This is a genomic window from Ruegeria halocynthiae, from assembly GCF_900106805.1.
GTDB lineage: Bacteria > Pseudomonadota > Alphaproteobacteria > Rhodobacterales > Rhodobacteraceae > Ruegeria > Ruegeria halocynthiae.
The window spans coordinates 265,665-287,146 of the sequence record NZ_FNNP01000001.1 but is presented as its reverse complement, the minus strand read 5'-3'; the positions used below and the strand labels follow the sequence as shown (position 1 = coordinate 287,146).

Below are 21,482 nucleotides of genomic sequence, written 5' to 3'. Positions count from 1 at the left end.
CAAACACGACTGAGGTAAATCGGCAGTGCAGCGCTTTTCCACCCGATTGATACGGGGGGCTTCCCTTGTGGCGGCTCTTGGCTTGCTGGCAGCGTGTCAGCTTCCCAAATCCGGACCGAACAAAACCGAAATTCTGGCCGGGTCGGTCGAGAATGGCGGCAACGCCTTTGTTGTCGAAGTCGACGACCGCGTTGCCCGTGCCACATCTGTGGTGCCGCAATACGGGTTCTCGCAATCTTTTCGCAGCGCTCAAAGCGTGGCGTCGGATACCGTGCGACCCGGTGATGTTCTGAGCCTGAGCATTTGGGAAAACGTTGAAGACGGTCTGCTGACCTCTGAAGTTGGCGGCGCAACCAACCTGGATCAGATGCAGGTCGACAGCGAGGGGTACATTTTCGTCCCCTATGCAGGACGGCTGCGTGCCGCCGGGAACACGCCCGAACAACTGCGCATGCTGATATCCTCGAAGCTGGAAGAGCAGACGCCAGACCCGCAGGTTCAGGTCACCCGTACGCCGGGGGATGGATCGACCGTATCCCTAACCGGAACCATCGGCGCACCCGGTATTTATCCGATCGAACGTCCGACGGGTACATTGTCGACCATGCTCGCGCAGGCGGGCGGCGTGTCGGTTGCCTCGGATATCGCTCTGGTCACTGTGATTCGCGGAAAACAGAAAGGAACGATCTGGTACGACGATCTGTTCCGAAACCCGGAAACCGATATCGCCCTGCGCGGCGGCGACCGCATTCTGGTCGAGGAGGATAGCCGCTCGTACATCGCGCTTGGTTCGACCGGCGGGCAATCCCGTGTGGCCTTCGAAAGCCAGGACCTGTCGGCACTTGAAGCGCTGGCGCAGGTCGGCGGCCTTCAGTCGCTGTCGTCAGACCCGACCGGTATCTTCGTTCTGCGCAAGGAACGGCAGGACGTCGCGCGCAATGTCATGGGGCGCCCTGAGTTGAAGGGCGATCAGCGCATGATCTACCTGTTGAACCTGACTGCGCCCAATGGCCTGTTTGTCGCCCGCGATTTCGTAGTCCGCGACGACGACACGATCTATGTCACCGAAGCCCCGTACGCGCAGTGGACCAAGTCGATTTCACTGATTGCAGGAGGCCTTACGCCAATTGCGAATGTGGCGACGCTTACGGGTAACTGATATATGCTCCATGAACCGGAGAACACAGCCGGGGGCGAACGCCCTCGGCTTTTTGTTTACAATGGCGGTTTCCTGACGCAGCGGCGGGTGCGCCGCATTCTGTCGCTGGCCGGATATGATATCCGGCTTGGCCTGCCGAAATCCGACGATCTGGTCGGGGTCTGGGGCAACAGCCCCACATCCCATCGCGGTCTGATCGTCGCCCAAAAGCGCAACGTGCCGGTGTTGAGGGTCGAAGATGCCTTTCTGAGGTCGCTGCACCCGGGACGAAGCGGCGAGGCCCCCTTGGGTTTGCTACTGGATCGATCCGGCCTGCATTTCGATCCCAATAAACCATCGGAATTGGAAACCCTGCTGGCCACGCACCCACTGGATGATACCGCCCTTCTGGACCGCGCGCGTGGTGCGATAGAGCGCATCCGCGAACTGCATCTGAGCAAGTATTCCGCGTTTGACCCCAAAATCGCGGCCCCCGACCCAGGCTACGTTCTGGTAATCGACCAGACGCAGGGGGACGCCGCTGTCACCGCAAGCAACGGGGATTATGCCCGGTTTCGTGAGATGCTGGTCATCGCACAAGAGGAGAACCCCGGCGCGCGCATCATCATCAAAAGCCATCCTGAAACCTCTGCTGGCCATCGAAAGGGGTACTTTTCTGATCAGGACGCGAATGATCGTGTGTCCATTCTGGACAGCAACATAAGCCCGTGGCCGCTGCTGGAGGGTGCCATAGGTGTCTATACCCTGTCCTCGCAAATGGGGTTCGAGGCGATACTGGCCGGGCACAAGCCCCGAGTGTTCGGTCACCCGTTCTACGCCGGCTGGGGGCTGACACAGGACGACTCTCCACTGCCCCGTCGACACCGAAACCTGACGCGTGCACAGCTCTTTGCGGCGGCGATGATCTTGTACCCACGCTGGTATGACCCCTACCACGACCAACTCTGCGAACTGGAAACCCTGCTGGATACGCTTGAGGCGCAAACCCGCGCCTGGAGGCAGGACCACAAAGGCTGGACTGCATCGGGGATGAGGGTGTGGAAACGGCGACACCTGCAGCGCATGTTCGGGCAACACGGAAAGATGCGTTTTGTGACCGAGCAGCCAGATCGTACAGAGACACCCCATATGGTTTGGTCCAGCCGCGCCGGTGAAACGCTGAACGCGACCCGGGTCGAAGATGGTTTTCTGCGCTCACGCGGACTGGGTGCGGAACTGGTGCCACCACTTTCGCTGGTGACCGATGATATCGGCATCTATTACGATCCAACGCACCCTAGCCGACTGGAAGAATGGATCACCACACGCCAGACACTGCGACCTGATCAGAGGCTCCGCGCCGAGCGGCTGGTTGCTCGGCTGCAAGCCGATGGTCTGAGCAAGTACAATATCGGTCGCTCAGCGCCAGACCTGCCGACCGGTCATCGTATTCTGGTGCCGGGTCAGGTCGAGGATGACGCCTCGATTCGATTGGGGGCCAGTGGCGTCCGTACCAACCTCGACCTGCTTCGTGCGGCGCGCGAGGCCAACCCTGATGCTGTTTTGATTTACAAACCGCACCCGGATGTCGAGGCCGAACTGCGCGACGGCAGTATCGATGCAGGCGATTTGGCGAATATCGTTGTCGATGGCACCGATCCCGCCACTCTGCTGATGCAGGTGGATGAGGTCTGGACCATGACCTCTCTGCTTGGGTTTGAGGCCTTGTTGCGCGGCGTTCAGGTCACCACATTGGGCGCGCCGTTTTATGCCGGATGGGGGCTGACCACTGATCTGGGTGCAGTGCCAGCGCGGCGCGGCGCACGGCCGTCGCTGATGGGCTTGGTACATGCGACCCTGATCGATTATCCGCGTTACTTCGATCCAGTGACCGGACGGGCCTGTCCAGTGGAAATCGCAATCGAACGCCTGGCGCAGGGCACATCTGCCCCTACCGGGCCGGTGATCCGTATTCTGTCAAAACTTCAAGGCGCACTGGCAACACATACGCGCTGGTGGCGCTGAGCCCTAGTGCGTGATCCGTCCCCAGCGATGCAGGATATCGCCATCAATCACCCGCGTCTCGATCAGATCAAAACGGGGGGCTGCGTCCAGTGTGTCGAGGCCTAGCGCTCCGATGGCTGAAAGCCCCTCTGCCCCGATCGTCAGCCCGGCAGTAAAACCCACCAATTCGTCCACCAGATCGTCCGCCAGCAACGAGGCGGCCAAAGCTGCTCCGCCTTCACAGAACAAGCGCGTCAACCCCGCCTGCCCCAGCTGTTGCAGCAGATCGACCGCGTCTATGTGATGCCCTTCCAGCGCGCAAGGGATCAGACGGGCGCCCAGCCCTTCCCACGCGCGGGCACGTTCGGGGTCCGGGTGCGGACCATGACAGAGCCATACCGGGATCTTGGATGCCGTGCGCGCAAGCTGTCCCATCAACGGAAGATCCAGATGGCGCGAGACCACCACGCGGACCGGCTGATGCTGTACGCCCAGATCGCGCACCGTCAACGAAGGGTCATCTGCCCGCGCCGTCCCTGCCCCGACCATAACCGCGTCATGGGATGCGCGCATAGCATGTACCGCCCGGCGCGCCTTGGGTCCTGTGATCCATTGGCTGTGCCCGGTTTCGGTGGCGATGCGCCCATCAAAGCTGCTGGCCAGTTTCAGGGTCACGAAGGGGCGACCCTGTTCGGTTTTCAGAAAAAAACCCGCATGATCGCGTGCGGCCTGCGCGGCCAATACGCCAGTCGTGACGTCAATCCCCGCCTCGCGCAACATCGCAAAACCCTGCCCGGAAACACGCGGATCGCTGTCCTCAATCGCCGACACGACACGGGCAACGCCGGCTGCGATCAGCGCCTCGGCGCAGGGCGGGGTCTTGCCATGATGAGAGCACGGTTCAAGAGAGACATAGGCGGTAGCGCCCCGCGCCGCCTCTCCTGCCTGAGCAAGCGCGACAGGCTCGGCGTGCGGACGGCCACCAGATTGGGTCCAGCCACGGCCAATGATGCGCCCTTCGCGCACGATAACACACCCGACGGATGGGTTCGGCCAACACGTGCCCCGGCCGCGCCGCCCCAATGACAGGGCCAGCGCCATAAATCGCTTATCTGTTTCGCTCACTCGTCCGTCGAAGGCTGCGGCGGTCGCAATTCGTGGACAAATTCCTCGAAATCATCGGCCGCCTGGAAATTCTTGTACACACTCGCAAAGCGAACATATGCGACCGTATCAATCCGGGCCAGTGCCTCCATGACAATTTCACCGATTTTGTTAGATGGGATATCGGTCTCTCCCATGCTTTCCAGACGACGTACGATGCCGGAAATCATCTGATCGATCCGATCCGGATCAATGGGTCGTTTCTGCATCGAAATGCGGATCGAACGTTCCAGCTTATCTCGGTCGAAATCTTCACGTTTACCGTTGGTCTTGATCACAACCAGATCGCGAAGTTGCACGCGTTCATAGGTGGTGAATCGTCCGCCGCAGGCCGGGCAAAACCGGCGCCTGCGGATCGCGACATGATCCTCTGCCGGGCGTGAATCTTTGACCTGAGTATCGATATTTCCGCAAAACGGGCAGCGCATCCACCGTCTCCTCGTCCCTAGCTGGCCACTATTTGTAAGCGCTGCGGCTTACTTATCCACAACTATAGGGCAGCCGCTAGAGTTTGGGTAGTCAGAAATTTCTGCCCCAACATAAAGCGTCACGCAAAGTGCGCAGCAACCTTTCTTGAATGCGCTGCGCTGCGATGTTCAAACAGGTAGATTCCCTGCCATGTACCCAGCGCAGGTTCCCCCTGTGTCACCGGTATCGTCAGTGACACGGGCATCATCGCAGCCTTGATATGGGCCGGCATGTCATCCGGCCCCTCATAGGTATGGCGCAAATAGGACATCGAGGGATGATCCGAAGGCGGTACAAGCCGATCAAAGTAGGCGCGCAGATCGGTCTGGACCTCGGGATCGGCATTTTCCTGAATCAGTAAAGAACACGAGGTATGCCGCACAAAGAGGGTCAGCAATCCTTCCGAGACAGGTTGCAGCCATGTACGCACTTGGTCAGTGAACTCATAGAGCCCCGCACCCTGAGTGCGGATCGTGATTTCGGTCTGCATCTGGCCTCAGTTCAAAACTATACTGCGACCACAACGACCGTTCGCGCCCTGAACCGACATACTGCTACCCGGTTGAAACCCGACCGAGAAACTGCTCTGCTGATCAGCATTGGCAGGTGGTGTCAGAGTGAATTGCACAGCCGTTTTCCGCCCTGTTGTCACGCTCGGTCCATAGCCACGCAAGACATAGATCTGCTGCTGCCAACCAGCGCCCAAGGTTCGGCGAGCAAAATCCGCTGCAGCGCACCAGTATCCGTCTATATCCTGACGCGACCTTGGAATGACCTCGAACTCGGTACCGCTCATTGGTTCGGTTCGATACCCGTTGGGCGCTGCCGCAACGGCCGCCGGAAAAGTGGCCATGATCAGCACGGCAAAGGCGGGTGAGATAAAATGTTTCATTGTAACCATCTTCCTGTTTCTGCCTGAAATATAGACTAGTACGCCGCAATCGTCATTACAGTGGACCTAACGATCATGTCAGTCCGGACCCCGGCGTGCGTGATCGGGTATCAACCACCCTTTGTAGCGGATCAACAGCCCCAGCCCAGGCACACGAGCTGAAATGTCAAACCGGAACCGGGACTGCGCGTCCTCGCCCTCGGTCGATGCAGACCGGGGCAACAGGAAGCCGGGGCATGGTATTCCCAAAAGGCAGAGCCGGCGGATTTCGATCGCCAGCCCCGTATCAGTAGCAACAGGTTGCAACCAGATAGTCAGGCCGCCTATCTGTTCCCGCACATAACCACGGCGCGGGTCGAAACTGATCCGTGAATACGTTTGATGGCCCGCAAAGTCCCGATCCCAGCGCCAACAATCGCCGATCTTTCGGATATCCAAGGTTACCGGCAAATCATCACCTTCAGGAGGGAACCCTGCGATGCGCAGCGCGAAAGCGATCAACACTCCCCGCCCCCGGGTTATGCTGCATCGGCCTGAATAACGCCCCTCGCCACGGTGCAACGCCTTGACCGAGTCGGGCAGCCGCCCATCCGCGCCAATCACTTGCAGAAACGGGTCTGCTTTAGAATCCATCTGGCGCAAACCGTGATCTGAGAGAGGGATCAGGCATCAGGCACGTGTCATAACGCCCGAACAGCGCGTATCGATTGCGTGCAATGGTTCGATACAGCGGATCTTTCAGAAACGCTGGCAAGTGGCGGCACAACGACAAAACGCGCCATGCCCCGGGTAACGCCCGCATCGCAGCAGCAAACGCGTCGAGCTTTTGATGTACCTTACCGTCGACGATGACCAGATTGGTTTCAAACTCGCTGGTGGGTAGATTCAGGTCCGAGTATAGACGCTGTCCCAACGTCGACTGGGCCGTCGCAAAGCAAAACCTCTCGTCCTGATCATGGCGCAGCATGAATCGAAAAAATCCCGAGCACAGCACGCACTCACCATCGAAGACAATCAGATCTGTATCGGGGGCAAGGTTGTCGGTCACGGGATTCAAAGGATTGCACCAATTGTTCGGAAGATACTGTCACGGCTGATTGCCCTCAGCAATGCGGCATGACAGACCAGCTTGGCAAGACGTGTCGGGGAACCCGTTAAAGCGGCTTGGTGGACCGCTCGCCCGGGCTCTGACCTTATCCCCGAAAGGCGCTGACCCGACAACGCTGGCAATCTATGTGTAGCCTCAGCTGAGGTCTTGGCGATTTCTGCCAAATCCTTTCGATCCCCGGCCAATTTCCCAAGCAGCGGACCCAAGACTGGCGCAATGCCATGGTTTACCGTTAGGTTGACCGGAGTATAGGAACGAGTTCTGGACAAGGTTATGGACGTTGATATTTCGCGCATTCAGCTTCTGACACAAAGCCTCGCGCAGCGCGCCGACGCAAGCGTGGTGGCAAAGGTGCTGAGCGACTGCGATCTGTCACAGGCCGACATAGAACCGCCAGCCACACATTACAGTGCCCATCAGGAGGCACTTTTTGTGCGCCATGCCTGTGATGAGCTTGACGACATCACTTTCGGCGCACGGGCGGGTCTGGAATTCAGTTCTTCATCCAGTATCACGGCCTATATCAGCAAATATTCGCGTGATCTGCGGCAGGTCATGGAAAACACAACGCGATTCCACGGCATCATTGACCCTGCACTAGCCTTTAGCCTGCGGGTATCGGGTAACTCTGCCTCGCTTGAGGCAGATTGGAAAGATCCGGGTTTTTCCCGATATCACCGACGAACCGAGTTCATGTTGTTCGCTGCAATTGCCCGGATGCGAGCTCTGACGCAGCAAAAGTTGAACCCAATCGAAATCCGGTTTCAGCATGATGTCGGACAACACGCTGACACATTCCAGAAGATTGGAGGCTTTCCGGTGAGTTTTGGGACCGAGCGGTTGGAAATCATCCTGTCACTGCCCTCGCTCGAGATACAGATCCCAACCTACGATCTCAGCCTGCGCGCGCACCTGCTGGAATATTGCGAAAGATTGCTGGCCGAAAGGCGTTCGCCGAAACAGAAAACCCGCTCACAGATCGAGGGGCTGATCACCCGTTCCATGCCCGGAGGTATAGTGCAGGCGGATGAGGCCGCAGCGCAGCTTGGCCTCAGCACTCGGACGCTGGCACGCCGTCTGACTGATGAGGGCACCTCATATCGTGAGGTTGTCGAGGATCTGCGCTGCGATCTGGCACAAACCTTCATCAAGAACGGGATGAACCTGACCGAGATTTCCTACTCGCTGGGTTATTCCGATCAGGCCGCGTTTTCCACTGCCTTCAAACGTTGGACGGGACAAGCGCCCAGCGCCTTCCGCAAACGCGTTTCTCATCCACTTTCGCAAGGATAAAAGTGGCCGGGGGTCATCGGCGTCGCCACCTCGCCCCGGCCTGTCCATGAGTGGACAGCGACGATATAGTGAGGGCCGCAAAACCGCCCTTGTGATTTCTCGCCAATTTGAATTGAAGTTTGGCCATCGTGAAGTGACCAAAGAAAAAGGCGCCTCGGATCGAGGCGCCTTTGATCTTATTGGTCCAGGAACGACCGCAATTTCCGCGACCGACTGGGATGCTTCAGCTTCCGCAGCGCTTTCGCTTCGATCTGGCGGATACGTTCGCGGGTCACGCTGAACTGCTGGCCTACTTCTTCCAGCGTGTGGTCGGTGTTCATGCCGATGCCAAAGCGCATCCGCAGAACTCGTTCCTCACGCGGGGTGAGCGAGGCCAGAACCCGTGTCGTGGTTTCCTTGAGGTTTTCCTGAATGGCGCTGTCCAGCGGCAGCACGGCATTCTTATCCTCGATGAAATCGCCCAATTGGCTGTCTTCTTCATCGCCGATCGGCGTTTCGAGTGAGATCGGCTCTTTGGCGATTTTCATCACCTTGCGAACCTTCTCAAGCGGCATCTGCAGCTTTTCGGCCAGCTCTTCCGGCGTCGGTTCGCGGCCGATTTCGTGCAGCATCTGACGACCGGTCCGGACCAGCTTGTTGATCGTTTCGATCATGTGGACCGGAATACGGATCGTGCGCGCCTGATCCGCAATCGAGCGCGTGATCGCCTGACGAATCCACCAGGTTGCATAGGTCGAGAACTTATAGCCACGGCGGTATTCGAACTTATCGACCGCCTTCATCAAGCCGATGTTACCTTCCTGAATAAGATCAAGGAATTGCAAACCACGGTTCGTGTATTTCTTGGCGATCGAAATCACCAGGCGCAGGTTGGCTTCGACCATTTCCTTCTTGGCCTGCCGGGCTTCTTTCTCACCCTTCTGTACCTGCTGAACGATGCGGCGGAATTCCGAGATATCCAGACCAACATACTGTCCGACCTGAGCCATATCGTTGCGCAGTTCCTCAACTTTGTCGGTTGAGCGTTCGATGAACATCTGCCAACCCCGACCCGGCTTTCCTGCCATCTCAGACAGCCAGTTCGGATCAAGCTCGCGCCCTCGATAGGCATCAATGAACTCGCGCCGGTTGATGCGTGCCTGATCAGCCAGCTTTACCATCGAACCGTCCAGCGACATGATGCGGCGGTTGATGCCGTAAAGCTGGTCGATCAGCGCTTCGATCCGGTTGTTGTGCAGGTGAAGTCCATTAACAAGCTCAACGATTTCAGCGCGCAGCTTCTGATAGGTCTCTTCGTCCTTGGCGCTGAAAGTGCCGTCTTCGTTTAGCGTTGCCGAAATCCGGCTATCCTGCATCTCCGACAACATCGCAAAATCGGTTGAGATGCGTTCCAGCGTGGTCAGAACCTGATCCTTAAGCGCCGCTTCCATGGCGGCGAGGGACATATTGGCCTGCTCATCTTCGTCGTCATCATCGTCTTGAGCGATCGGGTTGCCGTCAGCATCCAGCTCTGGGCCTGTGTCTTTTTCAGGTTTGGCCGCTTGAACAGTGGAGGTGTCGACGACGGGTTCTTCAACGTCACCATCTTCGTCCAGCTGGTTACCGAACGTCGTTTCCAGATCAATGACATCGCGTAGCAGGATGTCTTCGGACAGCAATTCGTCATGCCAGATCGTAATCGCTTGGAAGGTCAACGGGCTTTCGCACAGCCCCAGGATCATCGTATTGCGACCAGCCTCGATCCGCTTAGCGATAGCAATCTCGCCCTCACGACTCAGCAGTTCGACCGATCCCATCTCGCGCAGGTACATGCGCACGGGGTCGTCGGTTCGATCCAGCTTTTCGTTCTGCGAGCCGGCCAACGCAATCTCACGCGGGCCTTCAGTAGTCACCAGATCGGTCGAGCCTTTGTTCTCTTCCTCTTCGGCCTCTTCATCTTCGATGATGTTGATGCCCATCTCGGATAGCATCGACATAACATCTTCGATCTGTTCCGAGCTGACCTGATCTGGCGGAAGAACCTGATTAAGCTGGTCGTAGGTGATGTAACCTTTCTCGCGAGCCTCGGCGATCATCTTCTTGACCTGGGTCTGGCTCATGTCCAGCGAGATTTCCTGTTCCTGCTCGTCGGATTTGCGGTCTTCGTTCGTATCCTTGGCGGCCATTCAATGCTCCTGCAGGGATGGGTGATTCGTTTGAACCGAATCATTAGCGCGTGAAAGTGATTCGGCCACCCGTTTACCTGTTTTTCTTTTCCAGTGCCTTACGAAAACACCACATTAGCGGCGTTTTCTCTCAAATTTGATACCCGACATGATGGTCTTAAACGCGTCTTTCTCGTCGCGGTTGATTCGCGCACCATTGTCGGCGATGTCGAAAACAGCCCTGTCTTCATTCTGGCTACGGCTTGTTCGGTTACGCTCTTCGGCGGCTTGCGCCAGCCGGTACGTCAACGCCTCATCGGCCAGATCAGACAGTTCCTCCGCTGCTTCTGCAATCTCGGCATCCAACCCCCGGAGCGCTTTGATCTTTGCGAGTTCCTCGGCCAGCGTCATCTCGGCCTTTTCAACGTCGCCTGGTTTGTGCACACAGGGGATTACAGCGACATGGCGAAGCGTCAGCAGCTTTTCAAGGGGTTCTGGGCCCAAAGTTTGAACGATATGGTCATGCAGATTGTCCGGATCATCAATCGCGTGACGCAGGATCGCCCCGCGCAAAGCCGCGTGATCAGGATCGTGGCAATCCATTTCTTCCAACTGGTGTTCAAATTGGACCACAACTTGCGGATTTAGAACTGCGATTGCCAGTATGGCCGCTTCGCGCAGTTGAATATCGGCGTTCTCAGACGACGCCAGAAAAGAAGCACGTGCACCGGGAGAGGCCGGTTGTGGTTGCGGCTGCCATTTCCCGCGCGGTTGCCACGGACGGTTTGGCGATTGTCTCTGCGGGCGAAACAATTGCCAGCGCAGGTCCTTAATTTCCTGTCCGTAATGTGACCGGATCGACGGATCGCGGATCAGCTTGATCTTCTCACGCAGGGATTTGTCCAATGCTGCTTTGCGTTCGGGGCTGTCGAACACCTTGCCTTCGGTCTCGCGTTGCCACAGCAGTTTGACCATAGGGATCGCAGCATCCAGCACAGATTGCACCGCGCCCGGCCCTTCTGCACGCAGCAGATCGTCAGGGTCCTTGCCCTCGGGCATCAGCGCAAAGCGCAAGGATTTGCCTGCCTCCAGCAGCGGCAAGGCCAAGTCGATCGCCCGCATCGCCGCGCGCAGGCCTGCAGTATCACCATCCAGCGCTATGATCGGCTCATCAGAAACACGCCAGAGCAATTGCAACTGATGTTCGGTGATCGCTGTTCCCAAGGGCGCGACCGACGCGCCGAAACCCGCCTCGGCCAGTGCGATCACGTCCATATAGCCCTCAGCCACGATCAGAGGCTGCCCCTTTCCCACAGCCTGCCGCGCAGGGCCGTGGTTATAGAGGCTGCGGCCCTTGTCGAACAAATCAGTCTCGGGCGAGTTCAGGTATTTCGCGTTGTCGTTGGGGTCCATGGCCCGACCGCCAAACGCAACGCAGCGTCCACGCGGGTCGCGGATGGGGTACATGATCCGATTGCGGAACGTATCATAAGGCTTCTTGCCCTTGTTCGAAGGCTTGGCCAGCCCAGCCCCTAGAATCAGATCTTCGGCCACATTCTTTCCGGTCAAGTGATCCCAAAGTGCCTGCCAACCATCGGGAGCGAACCCGATCTCCCAGCGATCAAGCGCCTGCGCGTTCAAACCACGACGGGTCAGGTAATCGCGCGCCGCGGCCCCTGCCCCTGTCTTGAGCTGCAAGCGGAAGAACTGCACCGCCTGTTCCATCACCTCAGCCAATTGAGAACGCCGGTCTTGTTTCTCTTGCGCTTTTGGATCGCGCTCGGGCATCGGCATCCCAGCTTCACGCGCCAGAATTTCAACCGCTTCGATGAACGAGACATTCTCGCTCTCTTTTACAAAGCTGATCGCATCGCCTTTGGCATGGCAACCAAAGCAGTAATAGAATCCCTTTTGATCATCGACGTGGAACGAGGCGGTCTTTTCATGATGAAACGGACACGGGGCCCACATGTCACCCTTGCCCTGATTGGATTTACGCTGGTCCCACATGACCTTACGCCCGACAACCTGAGACAGGCTGAGGCGCGCACGCAGTTCATCCAGAAATCCAGGGGGCAGTGACATATCAGTTATTGAGGTCTTTTCTCAGGGCCTGAACCTGGTCCCAGTTGTCCACGCATTGCTGATACGTAATTTCGCCAAAATCTTTCTTACGCAAATCTCGCTTCTTTTGCTCGTAAATCCACGAAGTCAGCGGAGGAATCGCTTTGTTATAGTTCGATGGCCAAGACGGGTTGGTCGACGCGATTGTCCCGGCAACATCCGCTTCTTTAGTCCGGTCCAGTCGTGCTTGCTGAATCGCCCGAACAACGTCGGCTTGATACCCACAGCTTTCCTCTTTGGTTTCTTGCGCTAGCGCTGGGGTGGACAGAAGGACAAGGGCGAGCAATGGGCGAAACATTATGCGGCTCCGGAATCAGTTGAGTTCCGAGAAGTCTACCCGCGCGCGGCCACGCCTTCCATCGCCCTTTTCAAATCGTGAACCAGTGTCTCGGCCATGGATCGAAAGACCATGATCTGAAACGCGTTCTCACCCACCCGCGTGATCGAAGCTGTCATGTGAAACAGTAAGGTCCGGGCGGTATGGCCGCGCTTGAACTGAGACAAACGCAAATCAACCGGAACTACGCGGGCAAGTACATCTTCGACCTCAGCCCCATTGACCCGGACGACTGTCCACGCGTCTGACTGATCGACGATCGCAGCATTCCCAAACAGCGTTACATCAGGTGCAGGCCCCATCAGCATCACATGTGACGGGCCGAACCAGATCGCCCGGTCACCTGCTTTCCCGGTCGCCCTATTGGCCGACGGATAAGCCATCCCATGCGCTGCCTTCAACGCCTCGGACAAAGCCTTTTGCTTACCATTTAAGGGTGAGATCGAATGGATCGCCCCGACATCCTCTTCGCTGAGCGTCACAGAGCCGACAGTCAGAGGCAGCAACCCGTCGCAAGGCGTATTAGCGATCAGTTTACCCACGGACGCGCCCTCCTTCTGGATCAAAGAAGACCGGGTTAACCACTTCGCACAGCGTCGTCACGCCGCGCAGATGATCGACCATCTTGACGATTGCTCCGTACCTGTCCGGCCCATCGGCAAGAAAACCCAACCCCAACATGGTTTCCAGAGTCGGCGAGTAACAAACCGAGGTCAGATAACCCTGATCATTGATCCGCACTGGTTCGGCTTCTTCATTGTAGAGATGCGCTCCAGCCAAAAGCTCTCTGCTTTCGCCAATCGGCTTCAGTCCGACCAGCCGTTCCCGCCCTGACCCTTCCAGACCAGGACGTTCTGACATAGTTTTGCCGATACAATCCTTTTTCTGCGACACCATCCGGCCCATACCAATATCATAGGCGGTTGTCCGACCATGGATCTCGGAATGCGTGATGAATCCCTTCTCGATCCGCAGAACGTTCAACGCTTCCATCCCGTAAAGCCCACCGCCAAGCGCTTGGGCGCGCTCGGTCAAAATGTCGAACAGACTCGCGCCATAGCGCGCGGGCACCGCGATTTCATAGGCGTGCTCGCCCGAGAACGAGATGCGGAACAGCCGCCCCTGCACACCCAGCACCGAGATCGGACCACAGGCCATGAACGGCCAGCTTTCGTCATCGATGGCTGAATCCAGCAGGTCATTCAGCAGCTCGCGTGACTTTGGCCCAGCCACTGCGAATTGTGCCCATTGCTCGGTCACCGACGTGAACGATACATCAAGATCGGGGCGCAGCCCCTGGTGGGCGAACTCCAGATGTTTCATCACGTCCCCCGCCGCCGCGGTGGTCGTAGTCATCAGGTAATGCGTTTCACCCAACCGCGCGGTGGTGCCGTCATCCATGACGAACCCATCCTCGCGCAACATGAGCCCATACCGGGTGCGGCCCACTTTCAACGTCGAGAACATGTTCGCATATACGAAATCCAGAATCGCCCCGGCATCCGGGCCTTGAATGTCGATCTTTCCCAAAGTTGAGACGTCACATACGCCAACCGCCTGACGCACCATGTTGACCTCGCGGTCGCAGGACTGCCGCCATGTGGTCTCAGCTTTCTCAGGGAAATAGCTGGGGCGGTACCACAACCCCGCCTCAATCAGCGGAGCCTGTCGCGCCACGGTTGCCTTGTGCGATGTGGCAAAGCGCTGCGGCTTGAACCCTTTGCCTTCGGCCCCCGCGCCCAAGGCCGCAATGGCAATCGGAGAATATGGCGGGCGGAACGTCGTAGTCCCGGTCTCGGATATCCCGCGCCCGGTTGCATCAGCCAAAATAGCCAGCGCCGTCACGTTCGAGTTCTTGCCCTGATCCGTCGCCATACCTTGCGTGGTATAGCGCTTCATATGCTCGACCGAACGGAAGTTTTCGGTCGCGGCCTGTTTAATGTCTTTCACCGTGACGTCGTTCTGGAAATCCAGCCAGGCACGCCCCTTGCCAGGAACAGCCCAAAGCTGAGATATCTCATAAGGTGTATCTTCGGCCTGCGGCATGGCGGTCTTTGGCGCTTTCAGACTGAGATCTCCAAGCGCGGCCTCTGCCGCCTCAACCCCCTGGCGCAGGCAGGCCGCGGTCGAGAACGATCCGCTGCACGCCCCCGCCGTCACCATTCCGGGCACAGCCCCCGAGATTGGCACAAAGGCCTCGATATCACGCTTCCATACGGGGCGGCCATTCATATGGCAGGTCAGGTGAACCGAGGGATTCCACCCACCGGTCATGGCCAAACAGTCGGTGTGGATACGATCTTCGCCACTGGGGCGACGCACTGTGATTGATTCCAGCCCCTTGCGACCGGAACTGCCGCAGACCTGAGCGCCTCGCAGAACTTCATAATCGTCAGACAAGGGCGCATCATGGCGGCTGTCGATCACGGCGGCTATATGAACACCTGCATCTAGCAGATCGCGCGCGGTGCGATGAATGTCATCAGTATTGCCGAAGATCGTCACATTATTGCCGGGACTAACCCCCCAACGGTTCAGGTAGGCCCGAACAGCGCCTGCGGTCATGATCCCGGGACGGTCATTATCACGGAACGCGATCGGGCGCTCTAACGCGCCTGCCGCCAATATCGAGCGTTTCGCAACAATCCGCAAATAGGTCTCGATCGGGGCTCCGTTTGGACGTCTGTCAGTGTGATGCAGCACCCGCTCCAACGCAGCAAAAGTACCCTGATCATAGGCGCCCGCGACAGTTGTTCGCGTCATGATGCGGACGTTATCCATCACAGCCAACTCGGCCAGCACCTCATCTACCCAGACAGGCCCCGGCTTTCCGTCGATCTCATAGGTCTCGGCCAGCAGACGCCCTCCGACGCGACTGTTTTCGTCCACTAAAATGACATCCGCACCGGCCCGACCCGCAACCAGAGCAGCCATCAATCCGGCGGGCCCAGCGCCGATTACCAGAAGATCACAAAAAGCATACGCGCTTTCGTACTTGTCGGGATTGTCCTCTCCCGACAATGCCCCCAAACCCGCCGCACGCCGGATGACGGGTTCATATAACTTTTCCCAAAAGCTTTTTGGCCACATGAATGTCTTGTAATAGAAACCCGCGCCCAGAAACGGCGCCGCCAGATCGTTGATCCCCATCACATCGAAATTCAGACTCGGCCAGCGGTTCTGACTGCGCGCATCCAGCCCCGGATAAATCTCTTGCATCGTTGCGCGGACATTTGGTTCCTGCCCGGCCCCCATCCCAACAGTCACTAACGCATTCGGTTCTTCGCTGCCCGCGGTCAGCACGCCACGTGGCCGGTGATACTTGAACGATCGCCCCATCAGCCGTACGCCGTTAGCCAAAAGCGCCGAAGCCAACGTATCGCCCGCATAGCCATTGTAGCTAACGCCATCGAACACAAACGGAATGGATCGCGTCCGGTCAATCAAACCTTTTCCATCGACCCTCATGCTTTCACCTCCGACGCCAGTTGCACGTCGATCATCTCGTGTGTCACCGTGTTTCGTGTGACCACGATCCACGCGCCGCATCCGCCTTCGTGAAACCAGAGCTCACGTATCGGTCCTGCCGGGTTTTCCCGTTGATAAACAAAGTCGTCCCAGGCCTCCCCACCAGCATCCGGGGCCGGACGATCCAGATCAACAGCCGCTCCGCGATAGTAAAACTCGCGCCGATCCCGTTCGCCGCAATACGGACAGGTAATCCTCATACCCGCACCCCCTGCTTTATCTTTTCAACAACACCCGAATCCGACATCGCCACCCTCAATGCAGATTGTGCTGAGAGCCTTTGCCCTCTTCATCAATGATACCGTTCCCGGTGCGGAAACGGTCCAACCGGAAACCAGTCGCATTCTCATGATAGCGGTCAGTCGCAATCAGATGTGCGAACACATTTCCCGACCCCGGAACCGCTTTGAACCCGCCATAATTCCAGCCGCAATTCATATAGAGCCCTTCGATATCCGTCCGGTCGATGATCGGCGACCCATCGGGTGTCATGTCCATGATCCCACCCCAGGACCTTAGTACACGCGCTTTCCCGATCATTGGCATCAGGGTCATCCCGGCCTCCATCACGCTTTCGACGGTGGGCAAGTTCCCCCGCGCCGCATACGATGCATAGAAATCCAGATCACCGCCAAAGACCAAACCGCCCTTGTCCGACTGACTGATATAGAAATGCCCCATACCAAAAGTCACAACATGATCGAGGCAGGGTTTCAGCCCTTCGGTCACAAAAGCCTGCAGTACATGGCTTTCGATCGGCAGTCGCATACCTGCCATCGCAGCCACCTGACCCGACCGACCGGCGGCAACCATAGCCACTTTCTTGGCCCGGATCGGCCCGCGTGAGGTCTGCACTCCGCGCACCACACCGTTTTCGATATCGATGCCTGCCACTTCACAATTCTGGATCAAATCAACACCGCGTTGATCTGCCCCACGGGCGTACCCCCAGGCCACCGCATCGTGTCGCGCCGTCCCTCCGCGCGGGTGATAGAGACCGCCATAGAGCGGGAACCGAAGGTCATCGAAGTTCAGATAAGGCAGCATTCGTCTCAGCTCATCACGATTGAGCAGAATGGCATCGTCCCCTTGGCTGATCATCATATTGCCGCGCCGCGCCGCCGCATCCCGTTGCCCGTCCGAGTGGAACAGATTAATTATCCCACGCTGAGAATGCATGACGTTATAGTTCAGATCCTCCTCAAGTCCTTCCCACAGCTTCAGCGAATGCGAATAAAACTCTGAATTTCCCTGCAGAAAGTAGTTCGCGCGAACGATTGTGGTATTGCGCCCGATGTTGCCCCCACCGATATAGCCCTTTTCCAGAACCGCAATGTTGGTCAGACCATGTTCCTTGGCCAGATAATATGCCGTGCTCAGACCATGGCCGCCGCCGCCGATAATCACGATGTCATATTCGGATTTCGGCTCGGGCTCGCGCCAGTGCGGCGCCCAACCTTTGTTACCGGTCAGACCCTCTTTCAGGACACGCAAGCCGGAGAAACGCATTCAGACCTCCCTACAGGTATGTCGGCATCAAACCAACTTCGCCCAGCAGTAACAACGCCAGATTCCGGTTCCGCTGCTGTTTTCGACAAAAACTTGTCAACTGGCGACCAACTCATTCACATGAACGACTTTGGTCAAAACCAAAAGCGGCCGACCCAGGGGCCGCCCGCTTTCACAACCTTGATCCTCGTGCGGTTTTAGAGCCCTTTGGCGCGATAGCTTTTTGAGACGCGGTCGATCGCCACGATATAGGCGGCCGTGCGCAGGTCGTCGACATCGGCGCGATCATGCCAAACCTCGCTCATGGCCTGATAGGCAATGCGCATCGTGTCATCGAGGCCCGAGCGAACAAGCTCCAGCTCATCTGCACCCTTTAGATACTTGGCTTTGAAATCCGGTGACATTGACCAAGCATCGCCCAGATACCTATCTAGCCGCTGAAGCTCGCTGACGATCAACTCATGCCGTGCTTCTTCCTGACGGCGTTGCATCCGACCAAAGCGGATGTGGCTGAGGTTCTTGACCCACTCGAAATAGGACACAGTAACACCACCCGCATTTGCATACATGTCGGGGATAATCACGGTGCCTTTATTGCGTAGCACTTCGTCCGCGCCCGCCGTGACAGGGCCGTTGGCGGCCTCGATAATCAGCGGTGCTTTGATCCGTTCAGCATTGGACAGGTTAATCACCCCCTCCAGCGCCGCCGGGATCAGGATGTCGCACTCTGATTCAAGCACTGCACCGCCTTCGGCTGAATGCGTGGCATCGGGATAGTCTTTCACGCCGCCATGCTTGACAATCCATTGGCGCACCGCTTCGACATCAATGCCATCGGGATTGTACAATGCACCATCCCATTCGATGATTCCGATGACACGTGACCCGTCTTCTTCGCTAAGAAATTTGGCGGCGTGATAGCCCACATTGCCCAAGCCCTGCACGACAACACGCTTGCCGTCCAGCTTGCCAGACATGCCTGCCTTTTTGACATCCTCAGGATTCCGGAAGAATTCGCGCAACGCATACTGAATGCCACGCCCGGTCGCTTCGACCCTGCCCGCGATACCACCGGCGTTCAACGGTTTGCCTGTCACACAGGCCTTTGCATTGATATCCGTCGTGTTCATCCGTGCGTACTGGTCGGCCATCCACGCCATTTCTCGCTCACCCGTTCCCATGTCGGGTGCCGGGACGTTCTGGGACGGGTTGATCAGATCGCGCTTGGCCAATTCATAGGCGAAACGGCGGGTGATCTGTTCCATCTCGTGTTCTTCGTATTTACGCGGATCAATGCACAACCCACCCTTCGAACCGCCGAACGGAGCCTCGACCAAAGCACACTTGTAGGTCATAAGCGCCGCGAGCGCTTCGACCTCATCCTGGTTCACGGCAAGGGCATAACGAATACCACCTTTGACGGGCTCCATATGTTCCGAATGAACTGAGCGGTATCCGGTGAACGTGTGAATCTGACCCCGCAAACGAACCCCGAACCTAACCGTGTAGGTGGCGTTACACACTCGTATCTTTTCTTCCAGTCCGGGCGGCAGGTCCATCAGTGACGCAGCCCTGTTGAACATCAGATCAACACTCTCACGAAAGCTTGGTTCTTTAATGGCGGTCATAAAGTCCTCCGTACCGGTAGGTGACATACGTCATGACGTTTTGTCGCATCGCTGATGACTAACCGCAATCAATAACTGCACTTATTTTCATCTGCTCGTGAATATCGCAGTACGATGCCATAGGTGAGTCGGAGATTAACGAAGCCGCGCTCGATTGTCCCGAAGTGCGAAACAAAAGCCCCCGGAACGGCACGAATAAAGCCGAAAATCGTTGAAAACGAGCAGCATAATACCCACTACGCCCAAATCTCGCCACGATCCGTGTATAAATTATTAAAGTTGCAAAGCGCTGGCATCAGTATGTCTGATCGACAGAGGAACCCATTATGCACAAGTTTGGTTTGATGATCCAACTCAACCGTATATGTCGCGAAAACAGATGCTCTCGGCACTTGCGTCGGTTCGTCGATGCAACTGATGGCTCGATGACGATCCTCGCGCTTTTCCTGGTCATGATGGTCTTCACGGTTGCCGGATTTGCCGTTGATGTCATGCGTCACGATCGGGAAAGAGTAAGGCTGCAATACGCACTTGACCGTGCCGTTCTCGCGGCAGCTGATCTCGACCAAGAGCTCTGCCCGCGTGTCGTCGTAAACGATTACATCAGCAAAGAAGGCTTCAGCACAGATATTATCAGCAATATCGTGGTTGAACCTGAAACATGCAAAACCAATGAGGACGGGACTGTTGAGCAAATCGCTGACCTTGAAGGTAAGCGCAAAGTCTCAGCCAGCGCAGATTTGAGCATCGAGACCCACTTCATGAAGTGGAGTGGTGTTGATCACATCGACACAACCGCCACCAGCGTCGCCGAAGAATCCATTGGTAACGTCGAAATTTCGTTGGTTCTGGACGTATCGGGCTCGATGCGTGGGACAAAGCTGACCAATCTGAAAAAAGCGGCAAACGATTTTATTGATGAAATGATCCTGAAGTCAGAGGACGGCAGGTTGTCGATTTCGATCGTTCCGTATTCCGAACAAGTCTCGGTCCCTGATTATTTAATGAACGCGATGAATACGATCGGTGGAAACGAAGTTGCCAATTGCATTGATTTCCAAGCCTCGGATTTCAGAACGACCAACTTCAACTACTATGATATCGTAGATGATGGTGGAAACATCATCAAAAAAGGAGACTACATCCCGCAGACTCTCCACTTCAGGGATTCCGGTTCAAGTGACAAGAGGTTTAACGATACGCTGGTATCCAGCAGTACGTGCCGTCTTGAATCCCCGACCGACCAGCGGGAAATGACTATTATTCAAAATAGCCCCACCATACTGAAAGATCAGATTGACAACTTGGTCGCAAGCGGCTGGACGTCAATCGACGTCGGTTTGAAATGGGGGCTGACACTGCTTGATGACAGTATTCAGCCACTGATTGCCCAAATTGCCGACAGTTCCGAAATTCCAAACTCTTTTGCGATACGCCCCGCGTCAAACAACACTTCAGATACCCTTAAGGTTCTTGTTTTGATGACTGATGGTGAAAACACCTATCAGCACAAAGTTAACTCGCCATACAACGACGGCGACTCCGGCATTTTTTGGAACGAAACTGCCGAAACCTATTCCATCTATGACGAGGACAATGCGCGCTGGGCTTGGCCTAATGTTAATACCACCGTTTGGGACAATGGGTATTGGACACGAGACAAGTTTCAAGATCACGCACACGGGAATGGAACCCATATTCGATATCGTTGCAGAGATTATTATTACGGGACTTGCTACGATATCGACAGATCGGATGATCGCGAATTCACTGAAAGCGGAGCAGCCCTTGCTGACGATGAGTTGCAATGGCCCGATGTCTGGGCACATACAGAAAAGTATGCGATCCGGGACATGATCCGTCACACTTATGGCTGGACCCGCGCCGACGAGTTTGCTGCAAACTCGACAACCGAAATCGGCCCCGGAACCAAAAACCCCCGCGTTGTAGATCTCTGCGTAGAGGCCGAGAAAGAAAAAGTCATAATCTTCTCCGTCGCTTTCGAGGCCCCGTACGGTGTCAAACAGATGCTGAAAGACTGCGCGATCAAACCTGCGCGTTATTATGAAGCGTCCGGCAGTCAGATTGAGCGTGTATTTGATTCAATCAGCACCTCGATTCAGAACCTGAGGCTGACCCAATGAG

18 protein-coding genes are annotated in these 21,482 nt (G+C 56.7%); 4 read left to right on the top strand and 14 right to left on the bottom strand.

Features of this window, described 5'->3' with window-relative positions; genetic code table 11:
* Window positions 1-67 precede the first annotated feature (67 nt).
* Complete coding sequence (locus BLU89_RS01475) at window positions 68-1,159, top strand: polysaccharide biosynthesis/export family protein (RefSeq protein WP_176797645.1); 1,092 nt, start codon at window positions 68-70, stop codon at window positions 1,157-1,159.
* 3 nt (window positions 1,160-1,162) lie between these two features.
* Window positions 1,163-3,163: a capsular polysaccharide biosynthesis protein gene (locus BLU89_RS01470; protein WP_074733880.1), complete on the top strand. Its 2,001-nt coding sequence runs from the start codon at window positions 1,163-1,165 to the stop codon at window positions 3,161-3,163.
* Window positions 3,164-3,166: 3 nt separating this feature from the next.
* Here BLU89_RS01470 and ribD read toward each other — a convergent pair whose 3' ends face one another.
* The 6 genes from ribD to BLU89_RS01440 form a co-directional block, all read right to left on the bottom strand.
* The gene (gene ribD, locus BLU89_RS01465) at window positions 3,167-4,267 is read right to left on the bottom strand and encodes a bifunctional diaminohydroxyphosphoribosylaminopyrimidine deaminase/5-amino-6-(5-phosphoribosylamino)uracil reductase RibD (protein WP_074733878.1); all 1,101 of its coding nucleotides are present in this window, start codon (window positions 4,265-4,267) and stop codon (window positions 3,167-3,169) included.
* Entirely contained in the window at window positions 4,264-4,734 is a 471-nt protein-coding gene (gene nrdR / locus BLU89_RS01460; protein WP_039534475.1) for a transcriptional regulator NrdR, read from the bottom strand. Before nrdR ends, ribD begins: the two co-directional genes overlap by 4 nt.
* A gap of 119 nt (window positions 4,735-4,853) precedes the next feature.
* Complete coding sequence (locus tag BLU89_RS01455; protein ID WP_074733876.1) at window positions 4,854-5,264, bottom strand: secondary thiamine-phosphate synthase enzyme YjbQ; 411 nt, start codon at window positions 5,262-5,264, stop codon at window positions 4,854-4,856.
* Between the two features lie 6 nt (window positions 5,265-5,270).
* The gene (locus tag BLU89_RS01450) at window positions 5,271-5,666 is read right to left on the bottom strand and encodes a hypothetical protein (protein WP_074733874.1); all 396 of its coding nucleotides are present in this window, start codon (window positions 5,664-5,666) and stop codon (window positions 5,271-5,273) included.
* Between the two features lie 78 nt (window positions 5,667-5,744).
* On the bottom strand, window positions 5,745-6,299 hold the full coding sequence (locus tag BLU89_RS01445; RefSeq protein ID WP_074733872.1) for a DUF4166 domain-containing protein: 555 nt from the start codon (window positions 6,297-6,299) through the stop codon (window positions 5,745-5,747).
* Window positions 6,289-6,723 (bottom strand): thiol-disulfide oxidoreductase DCC family protein, encoded by a 435-nt coding sequence (locus tag BLU89_RS01440; RefSeq protein ID WP_074733870.1) that lies wholly within the window; start codon window positions 6,721-6,723, stop codon window positions 6,289-6,291. Before BLU89_RS01440 ends, BLU89_RS01445 begins: the two co-directional genes overlap by 11 nt.
* Before the next feature lie 324 nt (window positions 6,724-7,047).
* On the opposite strand from BLU89_RS01440, the gene BLU89_RS01435 reads away from it, so the two are divergent.
* Window positions 7,048-8,067, top strand: a complete 1,020-nt coding sequence (locus BLU89_RS01435) for an AraC family transcriptional regulator (protein WP_074733868.1) — start codon at window positions 7,048-7,050, stop codon at window positions 8,065-8,067.
* Window positions 8,068-8,243: 176 nt separating this feature from the next.
* Here BLU89_RS01435 and rpoD read toward each other — a convergent pair whose 3' ends face one another.
* The 8 genes from rpoD to BLU89_RS01390 all read right to left on the bottom strand — a co-directional run bounded on the left by rpoD (window position 8,244) and on the right by BLU89_RS01390 (window position 19,337).
* Window positions 8,244-10,232, bottom strand: a complete 1,989-nt coding sequence (gene rpoD / locus BLU89_RS01430) for an RNA polymerase sigma factor RpoD (protein ID WP_074733866.1) — start codon at window positions 10,230-10,232, stop codon at window positions 8,244-8,246.
* A gap of 114 nt (window positions 10,233-10,346) precedes the next feature.
* Window positions 10,347-12,296: a DNA primase gene (dnaG, locus tag BLU89_RS01425; RefSeq protein WP_074733864.1), complete on the bottom strand. Its 1,950-nt coding sequence runs from the start codon at window positions 12,294-12,296 to the stop codon at window positions 10,347-10,349.
* Window position 12,297: 1 nt separating this feature from the next.
* Window positions 12,298-12,633, bottom strand: a complete 336-nt coding sequence (locus BLU89_RS01420; protein WP_074733861.1) for a hypothetical protein — start codon at window positions 12,631-12,633, stop codon at window positions 12,298-12,300.
* Between the two features lie 35 nt (window positions 12,634-12,668).
* Window positions 12,669-13,214 carry a sarcosine oxidase subunit gamma gene (locus BLU89_RS01415; protein WP_074733860.1) on the bottom strand — a complete coding sequence of 182 codons (546 nt, stop codon included), beginning with the start codon at window positions 13,212-13,214 and terminating at the stop codon, window positions 12,669-12,671.
* Window positions 13,207-16,140, bottom strand: a complete 2,934-nt coding sequence (locus BLU89_RS01410; RefSeq protein ID WP_074733858.1) for a sarcosine oxidase subunit alpha family protein — start codon at window positions 16,138-16,140, stop codon at window positions 13,207-13,209. The genes BLU89_RS01415 and BLU89_RS01410 overlap by 8 nt, the downstream gene beginning before the upstream one ends.
* Window positions 16,137-16,400 (bottom strand): sarcosine oxidase subunit delta, encoded by a 264-nt coding sequence (locus BLU89_RS01405; protein WP_074733856.1) that lies wholly within the window; start codon window positions 16,398-16,400, stop codon window positions 16,137-16,139. Before BLU89_RS01405 ends, BLU89_RS01410 begins: the two co-directional genes overlap by 4 nt.
* 55 nt (window positions 16,401-16,455) lie before the next feature.
* Window positions 16,456-17,709 carry a sarcosine oxidase subunit beta family protein gene (locus BLU89_RS01400; protein WP_074733854.1) on the bottom strand — a complete coding sequence of 418 codons (1,254 nt, stop codon included), beginning with the start codon at window positions 17,707-17,709 and terminating at the stop codon, window positions 16,456-16,458.
* A 197-nt stretch (window positions 17,710-17,906) separates the two neighbouring features.
* Window positions 17,907-19,337: a Glu/Leu/Phe/Val family dehydrogenase gene (locus BLU89_RS01390; protein WP_074733850.1), complete on the bottom strand. Its 1,431-nt coding sequence runs from the start codon at window positions 19,335-19,337 to the stop codon at window positions 17,907-17,909.
* Between the two features lie 425 nt (window positions 19,338-19,762).
* Here BLU89_RS01390 and BLU89_RS01385 point away from each other — a divergent pair, with 425 nt between their 5' ends.
* Window positions 19,763-21,481, top strand: a complete 1,719-nt coding sequence (locus BLU89_RS01385; protein WP_245709633.1) for a VWA domain-containing protein — start codon at window positions 19,763-19,765, stop codon at window positions 21,479-21,481.
* Window position 21,482: the final 1 nt, after the last annotated feature.